Raw genomic sequence first — 14,878 nt, forward strand, 5'->3', positions numbered from 1 at the left:
ACAGCAAAAAACGTACTCGCAACAAATCCAGTTTTAGTAAGGGACGATGTCAAGTCGTACACTTACTTTAACCTGCCTCCCCCCTCCTTAAAGAGGCGGGGCAACGTTGTTTTGATCTTTGGAGGGGTTACGCATTCGCGCCGTTTTAAATCCCAAAACAGAGCATCTAAGACGCTATTTTATTCCGTTTCCTTTTGGTGCTGGAACCTGCACCCTTCAAACTTCCAAAAGCAACCCCATCGGGCAAAGAACACCCTCCGGGGCAACTTTTTTCAGTGTACTTGAAGGGTTCTCCAGCACAAAAAGACTACGGCATAAATCGCTGAAAGGTGGGGAAATTTAATTTCTGCAATGCAATCTTTTGAGACATTAAACCCACTCATGGGGCGTATTGACATGGTAAGGAAGCCCCTGTATTATGACAGTAAGGAAAGTTATAATTCGTAACGGAGGTAAGTACAATATGGAGGATGAACTTTTAAACGGTGCAGATTTCGCTAAAGAAAAGGGGAAAACCGCCTCATGGGGTACAAGGTTAGCTCAAGAAGCGAACAAAGCCGGATTGTCCTACCCCAGAAAATACGGAAATTATTGGATGGCTACCCGGGAACAATGGGAGAACATACTAATTGAATTGAACTGGGAATTAAGAGACAGAAAACCTTATAAACGTTGATGAGTCGGTGCTTCGCGCATCGGCTTTTTTATTTTTCATTTTTTCCCTAAAGAATGTTATAATTCCTATTGACAAGGAACGTTAACATTCGTAAGATGTAGATATAACAAAAATTAGGAGGTAATCAAACATGCCAATTATTGAAGGTTTGGAAAGGTTACTTGATGACATTGCAGGTTGGGCTCTTATGCTGATTGTTCCATTCTTGATCGTCCAGGCGGTCATCATCGGTTTCAAATTATCTGGAACGGATGATCCACACGAAACAAGGAGCATTAAGTCAAAAGCAGTCAAAGTTTTAATCGGTGCTGCTGTTATTGGAACTGCGCCTTGGATCGGCTCTCAGCTAATGAGCTACTTCTAAAATTGAGGTGAAATTATGAATTTCTGGAATCCGTTAGAAGACGCGCAAGAATTTATAAGAGAATGGCTTAACCAGTTAGCTACTGACATGGTTAACGGGGGGATTGAACTTGTGGGGGATGTGATTACATCCCCTTTTGATTTATCTGAAAGGTTTCCGCAAGTAGATGACTTGATCTTGGGAATGCAAGGCATAGCAGGAACTATGCTGATGATCTTCCTGTATCAGCGTATTTTACAGGCTATGTACAGCGAAACGGTTGAATCAGAAGATGTGAATTATGCAAAGATCTTGGGAGATACAGCCATTGCAGCCGGCCTTATTGCTAGCTCTCCCCTATTAGCTCAGAAAATCAGTGTTGCTATAGCAGATATAACGAAATGGGTAGCAGATTTTAACATCGAGTATCAATCAGCAGATGACTTCTTTATGTCATTCAGTGCAGGAACAGAAGTAGCAGCTATAGGGCTTCACATGCTATTGCTTTTCATTGTTTGGGGCTTTTCTTGGATGGGATTAGCTATTTCTGGAGGTATCCGCGTTGCTTTATTTGGGATAGGAGTTATTATTTCCCCTCTTGTTATGGCGGCATATCCGATCAATCCAGGTATAGTGAGGCAGTTTTTTGTAAGCATGATAGCCGTTATTATGACGCAGCCGTTTCAGATGATTTGTTTATTGGTAGGAATGGGAGTTGCAAGCTATGGAGGTTTCTGGGGCTTGTTAGTATCTACGGCTTTCTTTGGAATCGGGATCTTTGGAACTGTTTATCTGAAAAACATCATCATTCCAGCTGGAGTGAGTTCTGGCGCGAGTGGTGCTGCAAAAATGTTTTTATACAAGTTGGTGAGGCGGTAATATGTTCAAATATGAAATTCCCCGGAATGTTCGGTCTATCCCTTCATTTCTGGGGCTAAGTGCTAAAGGGTGGGGCTGGACAATAGCAGGCAGCCTGATCCTTTCATCCATTGTCTATCTAATTACAGAAAATCCGATTTTAACCATAGGTGCAGTATTGTTCGTTTACTTCTTCATTAAGGCGACTTTTGAAATTGATGAAAAGACAGGGCTTCCTAAAGTGGAACTGATATTCCAGGAGTACAGCAATCAAAGGGCAAGGATAATAACACTTAAATGGGGAGAGGATCACAATGAAAAAGCAGCCGTTCGGACTTTTATCAAAGGTAAGTAAGAAAGCAAAGTTTAAGAAAAAGTTTTTCAATATTCCTGTAGAAGAATTTGACTCTGAGATTATTCGCACATCTGACGGCAAGTTTAAAACCGTCTTAAAGGTTATAGACCCCTTGAACGTAAACATGATGGGGGAAAAGGAGATCCGTAAAGCCATAAAGCACACACAATCAGCATTAAACGCTTTAAACCCCGGTGAACGTTGTCAAATGCTTATCACATCTGATGAAGTGGACATATCGCAGTACATTCAAGAATTAGAGAAAAAACAGGATAATGGCAATAAAACAGCCATTGCAGACTATAAAAATTCGATGATTGAAGGCAAGAAAAAGTTTCTCCAGGACTACGCAGTCAAAGCCAGAAACACTCATAATTTCTATTTAGTCCTTGAATCGAAGGAAAAGAAACATCACGATGCAACAGCTGAGTTATTAGACCTTATGACAAACGTTGTGGAGCATTTAGAGAAGGCAGGGCTAAAGATTGGCCGCCTGTCCGAGGAAAAAGTTAAGGCTATTATTTACAATCGTCTGACTCCTAACAGCAATAGACAACAGCCGTATGAGGAAGGAATGGACCTCACAGCATGGCAGCCTCCAGACATTGCAACAGGAAATACGCTGGAGATAGATGATCTACATTATTCCTTTTATTCTATCTCTTACTTCCCGAAAGAGATCGGGGAGGCTTGGATGGACCCCATACTAACAGCCAGGGTAAATGTTGATGTATCGGTTTCTCTGCAGGTAGTTTCTAAGAATGATCAAATGGATAGAATTAATAGTCAAATACGAGAATTAGAAAGACGTATAGCAGAAACCAAGGCAGAGTCTGTAAAACAGCGTTACGAAGACCAGATAAAAAGTTCAAAACGCCTTTTAGACCGTATCAGCGACGACAGTGAAAACTTATTTAGAGTAACCTTCATTTTCGGAGTAAAAGCCAATGATAAAGAGGATTTACACTCTCTCTGCAACCGATTTGAGACGAATATCAAAAGTAACCGCATGAAAGCCAATAAGATCAAGAATAACCCTCATTGCTTGTGGTACATGCTGCCGATCGGCTATAAAAACACAAACATTGAAACTCGTTACGGTTGGCCGATGTACACGGAATTAATAGGGGCTATGCTTCCTTTTAACGCCTCTGAGTTCAATTACAATACAGGGTTATTGCAAGGAATCAACGTGAAATCTGAATCCCCTGTCACCTATGACCCCTGGAATAAACGCATGTTTAATAACAGGAATGAGGCCATCTTAGGGGAATCAGGCTCAGGAAAAAGCTTTGCAGTTAATTTAAAAGTGTTTAGGGAGTATTACGCAGGGAGAGCCAAACGGCAATTCATTATAGACCCTGAGAGAGAATACAACACCATTCCTGGGGCGAATCAGATCATCTTTAAACCTGGCAGTAAGTTTATAACGAATCCATTTCATATCAGGAGTGCCATTTTAGATTCTGACGTTGAGGATGAAACAGCCGACATTTCTGCATACCTGCCGAAGAAGATCAGCGAGGTTGTAGACTTTTTCAAGTGGATTGTACCTGATATGTCAGCAGAAGAATTAGCCCTCTTATCTATATCGGTTGAGGATGCTTACAAAGAGGTAGGACTTGATCATAAGGAGCACATCGAAGCCCTTCCTAAGCTTTTTCCTACCCTAACGGATCTTAACACTGAAATGAACAAATACGAGGAATTAAAGCGTGTGAGAGTGATTCTAAGACCTTATATAGAGGGTGTTTACTCTGGAATGTTTAACGGACAAACGAATTGGGATCTAAACGAGGCAATCAACGTCCTGGATATTCACGAATTATCAGAAGGTGTCAAAAAACCGATGATGGATTTGCTTCTTAAAGACTTATGGGAAGAAGTGAAAAGGGATAGGAACGAACCTGTTGGGCTTATTGCTGATGAACTTTGGATCTTAGCAGATAAGAAGTTCCCACAAACAATGGAGTTTATCCGAAACATGGGGAAACGAATCAGGAAGTATGAAGGCTTTCTCATGGTTGCCACTCAGAACGTCAGTGATTTTATAGCCGTTGGGGAGTATGGAACAGCCGTAATTAATAACTGTCAGTTTAAAACGCTTATGAGACTGTCTGAGAACGATGTAAGAGAAATGAAGGAAACTAAGCTTGTAACGTTTAATGAATCAGAAGAGGAAATACTCTCAGGAGATAAACCGCAGGGGTATTGCTTGCACATTGTCAAAAAGAAACGCGTCGAAATGCGTACCGTTGCCAACGAAACGGAACTAAAAGAATTAAACCTTAAAATCTCCTACGGAAACGGAATCAGGGAGGCGATCTAATTGAATAAGAAAATGATTGCAGCGTTCATTGTCGGGATAGGATTAGTTATTTTCACAGTTATTTTTACCGCAGGGGGAAAGTCAGAAAATGCCTCTAATGATAATAAAGAGAGCATTGCTGACATTGAAACGAACGTGGATGAAGAGTCCCCAGAAGTGGTAGACCATGAGGAAGATAAAGACCCGGAAGTCGTTAAAGAAACAAAGAAAAAAGCCCATGAGTTCATCAAGTATTACGCAGCATTGAACCCTAAGGAGCCTATGGAGTATCTGCCACACGTTGAAGAGATTACAGAGGCAGATTTATATACAAAACTCTCAAACTCTCCGAGAAGACCCACAGCAGCCTCACATAAACGCGTTGTGAAAGAGCTGGAGATTTACCCGGTAGATGATAATTTGCCAGACCGCAAGAAATGGAATGTCATAGCGATTATGGACGTTTACAACTCAGAAGGTGAGAAACGCACCGAGGAAAGTTCTTATCTTGTTAGTGTAGCTAAAGACAATGAAGAATGGAACGTCACAGGCTTTAAGGCGGGATACTAATGGAAGATGCAGTCATCAGAAGGGGTACCTCTACAGGTGCCCTTTTAATTAAAATAGGACTCCCTGCAATACTGATTCTATTGATTATTGTTCCTATTGCTGCTGTTATTTTGGCGTTGTCGTCGGAAAGTGGAGAGGGCGTCAACACCGGTAATCCTTCACAAATAGCAAAGAATGAAATCCCTGCAAAATATATGCCGATCTATCAGGCAGCCGGGGAAAAATACAATGTCCCCTGGAACCTATTAGCAGCACATCATAAAGTCGAAACAAACTTCGGAGAAGGAAACATCGAGAGTTACGCTGGAGCTATAGGGGTTATGCAATTTATGCCCTGCTCATGGATAGGTTGGGGGTACCCGTCTTGTGGGGGATTAGGTGACTTAGATATAGGGTGGAATACTTTACTTGATTTATCAGTTATAGAGGAATATGGAGGTTTTGGAGTGGATGGCAATGCAGATGGAAAAGCAGATCCACGAGATCCAGAAGATGCTATTTTTGCAGCTGCCTCTTATCTGGCGGCCAATGGTGCTGACGATGGTATGATCGAAGAAGCTGTCTTTGCTTATAATCACTCGAATGAATATGTAACAAAAGTATTGGAGTATTCAGAGCTTTATGTGGAGGCTGGCAGTGTTACAGGTGGTGGAGAGTTTGTTTGGCCTGTTCCTTTCACAACAGAAATAACGTCTTTATTTGGGAATCGACCAGACCCCATGGATGGGAGTACTGCTTTCCATGGAGGTATAGACATTGCCGCAGCAGGAGTACACGGAAAGTCAGTTGTCGCAGCTGCACCAGGAAAAGTCGTTATGTCAGGTAATGCCGGGGGATATGGAAAGGCTATTTATATTGATCATGGGAACGGATTGAAGACGATATACGGCCATTTGAGTGCTTTAAATGTGCCACAAGGGGTCAAGGTTAAGGCAGGTCAAGAAATCGGTCAGGTCGGATCTACTGGGCGTTCTACTGGTCCGCATTTACATTTCACGGTAGAGCAAGACGGAAAGGAAATAGATCCTATACAATTTTTCCAATAAAGGTAGCGTCAGGATTTTACTACCTTTATATGGGTTTGTAGGAAAAGTGTACGAATCTATTAAACTATTTTATAATAGAAAAAAGACGAGATAACCTTTGGTCGGGAACTCTCGTCTTCTTCAATAGTGCTCTGAATTAAATTGTCTTTTATTATTTTAGAGCACTCTGAATGATAAATCAAGTATTGGAGTGTTTTAAATGAACTATTTCACAGACCAAGATTTAGATAGTTTAGTATTTTTCCAAGTCCCGAAAGTTTTAGTCTTAGGAGAAAGATATAAGAAGATGAAACCTAATGCTTTGAAACTTTACATGGTTCTATTTGATCGAATGAAATTAAGCATGAGCAATGGATGGAAAGACAAAGATGGAAGATACTATGTCAGAATGTCTCAAGATGGTGCAGCTAAAATCTTCGAATGGTCTCCAACAACTTTCAGGAATATGAAAAAAGAGTTAGAAAAATTTGGTTTGCTAGACCAGGTCCAAGAAGGTCAAGGTAACACCAATCGACTATACATTGGTAAATGTGAATACGATAAAGAAGATATTTACAAGGTAAACCAAAGCGTAGATACAGAAATGAAAACCCCAAAAAAAGAAGCTGAAACCTTTGATATGACTGAGGAGAACAAAAGTTGTTCTTCTAGAAAGACAAAAGTTGACCCCCTAGAGGAACAAAAGTTGACCACTAGTAATAATAACTATAAAGAGAATAACTCTATTAAAAATAAGAAAGAACATATTGTTAACAAGGGAACCGTTAACAACAATCAAGTGACCATTGATATACTCGTTTTGGAGTATATGAAAAAAGGACTTAGTAAAAATGTTTGTTTGAGAGTTGTAGAAGAAATAAAGAAATCAGAAGCTACAATACATAATTTTGGTGGATACTTAAGATCAGCGCTAGATAAAGCTTTATACCGTTCCAATTATAAAAAGGGAACTTATGATCCTCATAAGTATGTTGCGGAAGAAAGAAAGAATCTTTACCATGATTGGCTAAATGAAGAAGAATACCATTAAAGAACACCCTAAAATATTACGTAATAAGTAAGAAGAGATTTAATTGATACCTTTAAACACACTAGACAATGGGAAGAAAATAAGAAGTAGCTTCCTCTAATTAACGGCTGTACTTATAAAAGTACAGCTGTTTTTTATTGGGGGCCAGCCAGCAAAACGCGGAAAACTTACGATAAGAGAGGTATACTCCCATTTATATATGCAGTTAATTAAAGGGTGGGGGGCATATGGCATGAGGATTTGAAAAAGTCCTGGGTCTGGACTTTTTCAAACCGCAGTGCTAGAAGGTTTTGACTTTGAACTACGTAAATGTCGATCGTAGGCAGAAACTTATTGGAATTTTCGGAGGCCCTAAAAAAGTAATTAAAGAACAGCTAGATCACCAAGATAGAAGGATAAAATAGGATAGCATTCGGGAAAATGCGCTTAACGTTGTAAATCCGCATTTTCCTGACGCTACCCCTATTATGACGGACTAAATAAAAATGCAATAAGGCACCTTCCGTTGGGGTGTCTTTTTTGTGTGCTTTCTTAAATTTTACATATCTCTAAGGTGGTAGTCTTATAAGATCATTTTTTGATAATATAAACACAAAAAAAGGAAGGTATTGTAAATTTGTTAGAGAATTAATAACTTATAATACTATATGGAGGCGATTAAAATGAAGAAAATTAAGTTATTGGGTCTATTGTTGATTAGTATAATGGTATTTCCCTCATCTGGCTTAGCCACCCCCACTACTTTAGGAGCAGGTGAATGGGATACTATTCTTGATACATCTATTACAGCTACTTCTTCAGGAGCAAGAACCCCAATCGTATATTCTGGGGGCGGAGATCTTCGAGTATGTGTTAGTGGAATACAGCCCTATAATGATGTAAGATTACTTCTCTACTCAGATAACGGGTCTGGTGATTCAGTTGATGACTTTGTTCCCCCACGAATGACATACTACAATAATTCTACTGTTTCTCCATTATTTTGTTTTAATAAAGTTGATGCTCGACCTCATGTGGATGGGTCAAATAACAAAGCAGAATTTTATTTAAAAGTCTATTCCTTAGTTAATTCATCTGATACCGTTAGAGTGGTTATACAAGACTAAGAGTCTGTTTCAACTTTAATAGTGATATTATTTATCTTACTTTCTTTAGCTTTATCTGTAATTACTTGTTTAATTTCGTCTTTATTATGGTAATTATCTGATGAGACATGAACAGTAAGATCTAAATTATTCTGGTGTTCCTCAGTAGTAATAGCTTTATAATCAAATCCTTTTTGGGAAAGTTCCTTAGAAGCTTCTTTAACAAATTCATCTTGTACTGAATAACTACTTTCTTGATTTTGTCCTTCAGAAGTTTTATCAGCATCAATAATTAAAAATCCTGATAGCATAACCACAAGAGTGATTCCAATCAATAAAAAGTAATACTTTTTCACATTCAATCTCCCCTTTTACCATGATTATTTAATGTATATGTTTGTCCGAAGGGGGTATGTAATTACTGTTTTTTTACAGTTGATAAGTAACAAAGTAAGGGGTAGTATCAGAAAAATGCGTATTTACAACGTTAAGCGCATTTTTCTGATACTACCCCTTTTTCGATAGATGGGATTAGACGATGTCTTATCTGTTTATCCTCTAAAAAGACGAGAGAAAAACCCCTTTTTACTTTCCTTTTCTTTCGTAGCTGCTGCCTCCTCTGCGGTTGGCTGAACCTCTGTTTGCTCTGCCTCTGCTGGAGCCTCTAGTCTATACTGTTCTAACTCTTTTCTAAATTGTATCTGCCTCTCACGGTTATACTCCTCTAAAGATTGATTCACTTGGTCAAAACGTTTGTCTATTTTCTTGTCCTGTTGATCCAAACGGTTAAATAATTCTTTTAATAAATCGTTTTGCGCGGCTACTGTTTCCTTAAGCTCTTTTATATCGTCGTTATAACTGGAGTCTGGAGCCTTTTTAGGTGTTTTAATAACCGTTTCATTAGCCCATTTAATTACTGTTTCCGCGGCCTGTTCTAATGTCATGGTACCGTTGCTCTTTAATTGAATCAATCGACGTAAGAGCATAACGTCATTACTTAAGTAATATCTTTTCCCATTGCTGTCATGGTTAAAGTTATAACCATGCTTTTTTAATAGGAGTGCATATTTTCGTAATGTAGAATCTTTTATATCAAGCGTTTTACATACTTCTGTAGCTGACGCAGCAATCTCCGGATCATTTTCTTTATCTGTCATAGCAAGTTAACCCTCCTTTATGATAGTTGTATTTATTGTTATAAGTTCGCGATGAGTCCAGAGGTTTCCTTTAGACAAAATTTTCATGCGGTAAAGTCCATTTAATATTAACATTAATTAGCTATTTTTATGTCTGCACAGCAAAACGTGGTAAACGTATGCTATCCGCGTTTTTGTCTACCCGTGTACGTGTCTATAAAACGACCGTATAACGGACACTTCGATTAAGTAACGAAAAAAAGGAATTTAACAATTGAATTTGTCTATAAACCCGTCTACACTAATTTTATATAAAACGTATGGAAGGAGACGGTCGAGATGATTATTGGATATGCCAGAGTTTCTACGGAGGATCAGGATCTTACTTCTCAGATTGAAGCTATTGAAAAGTACGCTGCCGATCGAAATGAAAGAGTGAATGTGTTTCACGAGAAAAAAAGTGGAGGAAAGGAAGATCGAGTGGAACTGGAAAAGGCTTTTGACTCTTTGCGAGAGGGAGATACTTTCGTTGTATACAAATTGGATCGTTTAGCACGTTCAACAAAGCAATTATACGACATCAAAGGAAAGTTGGATAAGTGGGGTGTACACTTTGCTTCCCTGAACGACAATATTGATACAACAACCGCAGCTGGCAGAGCTATGTTTGGAATGATTGCAGTATTTGCAGAATTTGAACGTAATCTTATACAAGAGCGAACTAAAGCTGGTTTAAAATCAGCAAGAAAGCAAGGGATAAAAGGAGGCCGTCCGCCATTAAAAGCTACTCAGAAGCAACAAATTCAGAAGCTTTATGAAGGTGGGGAACGAGCTAAAGACATAGCTGAAGAATATGGAATTGCGCGTAGTACGGTCTATAAAGTGATAAATGAATCTAATAAAGAGGGTGTTAAATAAGTTTTAAGAAAATAAAAAAGTACAACATGAGCTTTAAGAGCCAACGTTGTACTTTTTATAGAATTTTAAGAGAGTCTAATATTGTTTTGCTAACTCTCTTTTAGTGGACTTTTTTTCTTGATCTTTTAGAGCTTCGGAAAAAATTTCTGCGTATTTCTCTTTATTAATCCCAAGAGCTTTAAATAATTTTTCATAAGTTTGCACACCTAAATTGTTTGTTCCGCCTTCTGCTCGATGAACAGTTTTAACTCCTACATTAGCTTTATCTGCAAGTTGTTTTTGGGTAAGCTGTTGGTTCACTCTGTAGGAGAAGATGATTTTACCGAATGCAGCTCCAATTCCGTAAAAAACAGTTTCTAATTCTGGGATTTCCTCTACAATATCATCTACCCTGAGAAGATCTTTCATGTTAACCACCCCTTTGAATTATTTTAGGTAAAGCGCAGGATTGTTCCTAAGTTCCTGATACACGTTGTAAGTTTCTTGTATCATAGGTGTTGTTGGATTGAAGGAAGGATGCATGGTTTTAATAAAAGCTTTAACAAAACAATAATGTAGCTTTTTCCTGTGATATCGTTTAAAAAAAGTAGCGCGTATCCAGGTATTGTACTCAGGGAAATCTAAACGTAGTTCGTATATAGGTTGTGTAGACATTGGTTTTGTTATTACATCAAATTCTTTTTCTTTTACTTGGCCATCAATTTCAACTTCCAGATTTGTTGAGTGAAAGTCTAAATTTTGAGGTAAAACAGTACTTAAATACTGCAAAGACCTTATAAAAAAAGCTAACATAAATCGGTCATTTCTGTTTGTTTTTGCTGATTGGATAAGTGTAGTACGAAAAATATCTACTTGGTCTACACCTGACAAGTCATTTATTGATATTACTTTTGCAACTCTTCTGTCCATATAATATATCATATATGACTCAAATTGTTAAAAAATTAATGTCATATATGTCATCTTCCCCCTTTTCGACTTTAATATACGTATCTTAACGCGCCTTATGTATTGATTATATAAGAAAGCGACTATCTTTACGGCGTTTTCGATCGATAAAAATAAATTTGAATGCGTTCTAATGTCTGCATCGACTTCTTTTAGGATACATTAAAAAATAATCCCCACAAAAATGTGGAGATCAATCTTTAAATAATACTTCCTCTTCTTCTGTTTCCTTATCAGGTTCTGACTGCTCTAGCTCTTTCTTCTTCACTTTGGGAGGGTTAAACAATCTGATCTGATCATAGTTCCTTTTAGAATCTTTAGTCCAGTCATGCTCTGTAATCTGCCAATCATGCTTAAAGTAGAAATATTTATTTACATAAGCAGGATGACAGCCATTTTGGAATAGGATGCATTTATCTTTCGGCATGTTTTCAATCTGATCAGGATTCATTAAGCTACTTCCTGTAAAGCTGTAACTCTCTCCGGTAGATCCTCCCCGGCCACTGGATGAACGGGACTGCGAGGAAATCATGAGTGTCGTATTTCCGATTTTCTTTGAAATAGGTACACTGGAACTTGGATCATTGGCAGCCATAACAATGACATTGTCGCAGCTGTCGGAGATTTCAGCAGCAGATCCTTCCCCGTAACGATTCTTAAACTGCTGTATTCCTTGAAACATAAGGGTTATTCGTACATCGCGGGCCCTCATAACACCCACACGCTTTTTTAAATCACTGATAGGGGCAATGTTAGCCACTTCATCTAAAATCATTCTGACAGGTACATTTAAGCGTTTAGAATCATTCTGTGCAGCCTGTTTTATAAGCTCCTGGAATATCTGATCTATCAGCATGGCTGTTATCATGTCATAAGTGGATTCTCCATCTGGTGTAAGGATGAAGAGAGCTGTTTTCTTTTGTCCTAATTGATGGATATTAAAATCACTTTTGGCGGTTATTTGTGATACGTCCTCTAATGTCCATAGTCTGAGTCTTGAAGCAAAGCCTATAAGAATACCAGCGCGTGTTTTATCTTCTGAATTAGCAAAGATATTATATAAGTGTCTGGCTGTAGAATCATCGGGCAGATCGTTAAACATCTTATCAATGTCTTTCGGTCTACGTTTGATCAAGTTCCCCAGGTGCAGCACGTTCTTTAAATGCTGTTCATGTTCTGGCCGTGTCTCCTTTAAAAATTCAATCAAAGCAGACAATAACGCGTGTTCTGCATGTTCCCACATAGAATCTTGAGCTTTTCCTTCTGCACCAGTGTTTTTCATGATCGTTGTAGCAAGTGACATAGAGTCGTTTCCTTTATCGATGTAATCCATAGGGTTATAGCCTTGTGAACGCGTCATATCAATTAGATTGACTGTTATAACGTCATAGTCCTGTTGTTTCAAATGGTTACGCGTGGCCTTGTAAATGTCTCCTTTTGGATCCGTTATAACAAAAGATTCTTGCAGAGTCTTTGAGATATGAAGAATATTAGGAATGGAGTATCCTGCTGTTTTACCTGATCCAGACCCTCCATAAACCAGCGTCATATGGTTGTTTTCTCCGTCTACAGGCTGTATAAGAGGCTTTTTCTTATGTTCCCCTACTATCATTCCCGCAGCGTTATATAGGCGTTGTATCTCCTTATCTGTGGCCCATCGTGCTGTACCATGAGAGCCGTAATCATCAGCGTTCCTTTTAGCAAATTCGCGTTCTTTACCAAACAATGCGCGTATGATCAGGAACAGAAAAACGACCCAGTATATGCCCTGTAACACCTGATGCATGAAATAAGTGGAGGCTTCCCCATTAAACAAGCTTGTGAATGCGTTCACTGGTTGATTTTTAAAGTACTCCATTAAATGTGGTGGGGCTTCAAACTGATATTGCTGATAAAAAATAATTATATGTGCCAGGCTTCCAACGAGCAGAATATCCAATACAGCACCCATGAGTAAAAACATGATGATGAGTTTAAATTTCCTCATACTTACCCTCCTTTTTATATCCGCAATGAGGGGTTTTATCGACTTTCCCCTCTGTTACTACGTTCGATTTCCCTCTCTTCCTGGCTTCTTTCTGCTGAGTGTCTACGTTCATTCTGTTTAATTAAAGCCTGTATCTGACTGAGCAACCCTGTTTCACGTCCTCTAGACCTTTCTGTTCGTTCTTCCCTTTGAGCTTCCTTTTCCGATTGACGAACAGCAGCCCGACTTACTTCTGGATTTCTTTCAGCCTGTAGGATCTTTTCCTGGTGAGCCATGCGTTTTAAGTCCTTAACATCTTTATGAGCAAAGAAAACCTGCCGTCCAGTGGTATCACGCCCTTTAATAGCTACATGTATATGAGGGTGTCCATCATCATCATGGATAGCAGCTACCCACTCGAACCGACGGTCCATAGACAGCTGCAGGCGTTCCATCGTATCTCTGGTTAGTTCCTTCAAATCTATTTGCAGGTTGTTACGGTCATCTTCCCTCAGAGAAATAACTAACTTATGCATGATGATACCCTGATTAGGCATCTTCTCCAGTGACTTAAAGAAGTCTTTCCTAGTGAGGTTGCTATCCTTTTGATTAAATAAATCTGGATTGTTCCGATGGTGTTCTCGGTTAACCTCCATATATTTGATATGTTCTTTAGCTTTATGGATCGGCTTGTCTGTTCCATTGTTACTGAGGTATCCGAGCATCTTTACAACAGTAGCAGCCATTTACGACACCGGATTGTTTTGTCTGTATTCTTCGATTAATGAGGTGTTGGGTTTTAGTCGGCTGTAATTGTCTTTGAGGTATTGCTCCAGGCCCTCATACCACTGGATAAGATGATCTTTTTCCTGTTCACATTGCCGTTTATCTTCTTCTAGCTTCCTATAATCAGCTTTCATTTCTTTAAAAGTGTCGTTAGCCTTCTGTTTGATTTGTTGATTCTCTTCTTTCAGACTTTCCACTTCCTCAGAAGAAAACTGTTCTTCAAACTCTTCTTTAGCCTTTTCAATTGCTCCAGCACTCTCCAGGCGTTTCTCCATAATCCTTTGAGCATCACCGCGCAACTTTCCGACTTCCTGCTTTGTGCCTCCTGTCTTTAGGAATAAATCTTCCATCATAACAAATGTTACAGCTGCATCATGTGAGGTTCTGGCGTACAGATCCCCCATTCGATTGATGACATTATCAAAGATGGAATTGACTCTCCTGTCCAGTCGATCAATGAGTACTTCCTCTGTAGTAGATAAAATTGCGCTTGCTTCTCCTGGCCGTGTACCATTCGTAAAAAGTTCCTTAATAGCATCATCCATTACATAACCAATTTTGTTCTCTTTGCCGTAATTTTTCTTTGCTAACTTATGAGCCATATCCAATGTATCCGGGTGTAATCGAATCGTCTTAGCTACTCTTGCAGGCATATAAAAACCCCTCCATTAAGAATGTTAACATTCCTTGCATGTAATATAATACCATGTGTACGCACCGTACACAACAGCAAAAAACGTACTCGCAACAAATCCAGTTTTAGTAAGGGACGATGTCAAGTCGTACACTTACTTTAACCTGCCTCCCCCCTCCTTAAAGAGGCGGGGCAACGTTGTTTTGATCTTTGGAGGGG

The 14,878-nt window shown here is 39.0% G+C and carries 17 protein-coding genes; 10 read left to right on the forward strand and 7 right to left on the reverse strand.

Annotated elements, in window-relative coordinates; genetic code table 11:
* Window positions 1-418: 418 nt before the first annotated feature.
* From HUS26_RS19845 to HUS26_RS19885, 9 genes are all read left to right on the forward strand, one after another.
* Window positions 419-676, forward strand: coding sequence for a hypothetical protein (locus HUS26_RS19845; RefSeq protein WP_173918983.1), 258 nt, complete (start codon window positions 419-421; stop codon window positions 674-676).
* A 130-nt stretch (window positions 677-806) separates the two neighbouring features.
* The gene (locus tag HUS26_RS19850) at window positions 807-1,040 is read left to right on the forward strand and encodes a pilin (RefSeq protein ID WP_173918984.1); all 234 of its coding nucleotides are present in this window, start codon (window positions 807-809) and stop codon (window positions 1,038-1,040) included.
* 15 nt (window positions 1,041-1,055) lie between these two features.
* Window positions 1,056-1,898: a hypothetical protein gene (locus tag HUS26_RS19855; protein ID WP_173918985.1), complete on the forward strand. Its 843-nt coding sequence runs from the start codon at window positions 1,056-1,058 to the stop codon at window positions 1,896-1,898.
* A 1-nt stretch (window position 1,899) separates the two neighbouring features.
* Complete coding sequence (locus tag HUS26_RS19860; protein WP_173918986.1) at window positions 1,900-2,232, forward strand: hypothetical protein; 333 nt, start codon at window positions 1,900-1,902, stop codon at window positions 2,230-2,232.
* A complete protein-coding gene (locus HUS26_RS19865; RefSeq protein WP_173918987.1) occupies window positions 2,192-4,561 on the forward strand; it encodes a VirB4 family type IV secretion system protein in 2,370 nt (789 codons plus the stop codon). Before HUS26_RS19860 ends, HUS26_RS19865 begins: the two co-directional genes overlap by 41 nt.
* On the forward strand, window positions 4,562-5,110 hold the full coding sequence (locus HUS26_RS19870) for a hypothetical protein (protein WP_173918988.1): 549 nt from the start codon (window positions 4,562-4,564) through the stop codon (window positions 5,108-5,110).
* A complete protein-coding gene (locus HUS26_RS19875; protein WP_173918989.1) occupies window positions 5,110-6,156 on the forward strand; it encodes a peptidoglycan DD-metalloendopeptidase family protein in 1,047 nt (348 codons plus the stop codon). The genes HUS26_RS19870 and HUS26_RS19875 overlap by 1 nt, the downstream gene beginning before the upstream one ends.
* A gap of 199 nt (window positions 6,157-6,355) precedes the next feature.
* On the forward strand, window positions 6,356-7,186 hold the full coding sequence (locus HUS26_RS19880; protein ID WP_173918990.1) for a replication initiator protein A: 831 nt from the start codon (window positions 6,356-6,358) through the stop codon (window positions 7,184-7,186).
* A gap of 662 nt (window positions 7,187-7,848) precedes the next feature.
* Window positions 7,849-8,292 carry a hypothetical protein gene (locus HUS26_RS19885; protein ID WP_173918991.1) on the forward strand — a complete coding sequence of 148 codons (444 nt, stop codon included), beginning with the start codon at window positions 7,849-7,851 and terminating at the stop codon, window positions 8,290-8,292.
* On the opposite strand, the gene HUS26_RS19890 is transcribed toward HUS26_RS19885, so the two are convergent.
* Entirely contained in the window at window positions 8,289-8,627 is a 339-nt protein-coding gene (locus HUS26_RS19890) for a hypothetical protein (protein ID WP_173918992.1), read from the reverse strand. The two genes, HUS26_RS19885 and HUS26_RS19890, sit on opposite strands and share 4 nt — an antisense overlap.
* Before the next feature lie 195 nt (window positions 8,628-8,822).
* Window positions 8,823-9,428: a hypothetical protein gene (locus tag HUS26_RS19895; RefSeq protein ID WP_173918993.1), complete on the reverse strand. Its 606-nt coding sequence runs from the start codon at window positions 9,426-9,428 to the stop codon at window positions 8,823-8,825.
* A 318-nt stretch (window positions 9,429-9,746) separates the two neighbouring features.
* Between HUS26_RS19895 and HUS26_RS19900 the strand changes: the two genes are divergently transcribed.
* Window positions 9,747-10,325 carry a recombinase family protein gene (locus tag HUS26_RS19900; RefSeq protein ID WP_173918994.1) on the forward strand — a complete coding sequence of 193 codons (579 nt, stop codon included), beginning with the start codon at window positions 9,747-9,749 and terminating at the stop codon, window positions 10,323-10,325.
* 75 nt (window positions 10,326-10,400) lie between these two features.
* On the opposite strand, the gene HUS26_RS19905 is transcribed toward HUS26_RS19900, so the two are convergent.
* The 5 genes from HUS26_RS19905 to HUS26_RS19925 form a co-directional block, all read right to left on the reverse strand.
* Complete coding sequence (locus HUS26_RS19905; protein ID WP_173918995.1) at window positions 10,401-10,733, reverse strand: helix-turn-helix domain-containing protein; 333 nt, start codon at window positions 10,731-10,733, stop codon at window positions 10,401-10,403.
* Between the two features lie 18 nt (window positions 10,734-10,751).
* Window positions 10,752-11,234 (reverse strand): hypothetical protein, encoded by a 483-nt coding sequence (locus HUS26_RS19910; protein WP_173918996.1) that lies wholly within the window; start codon window positions 11,232-11,234, stop codon window positions 10,752-10,754.
* A 232-nt stretch (window positions 11,235-11,466) separates the two neighbouring features.
* Window positions 11,467-13,260 carry a VirD4-like conjugal transfer protein, CD1115 family gene (locus HUS26_RS19915; RefSeq protein WP_173918997.1) on the reverse strand — a complete coding sequence of 598 codons (1,794 nt, stop codon included), beginning with the start codon at window positions 13,258-13,260 and terminating at the stop codon, window positions 11,467-11,469.
* Between the two features lie 35 nt (window positions 13,261-13,295).
* Window positions 13,296-13,985, reverse strand: coding sequence for a relaxase/mobilization nuclease domain-containing protein (locus tag HUS26_RS19920; RefSeq protein ID WP_173918998.1), 690 nt, complete (start codon window positions 13,983-13,985; stop codon window positions 13,296-13,298).
* Window positions 13,986-14,678, reverse strand: a complete 693-nt coding sequence (locus HUS26_RS19925) for a hypothetical protein (RefSeq protein WP_173918999.1) — start codon at window positions 14,676-14,678, stop codon at window positions 13,986-13,988.
* Window positions 14,679-14,878 lie beyond the last annotated feature (200 nt).

Origin of the sequence: Halobacillus sp. Marseille-Q1614 (genome assembly GCF_902809865.1) — a bacterium.
Classification (GTDB): domain Bacteria; phylum Bacillota; class Bacilli; order Bacillales; family Halobacillaceae; genus Halobacillus_A.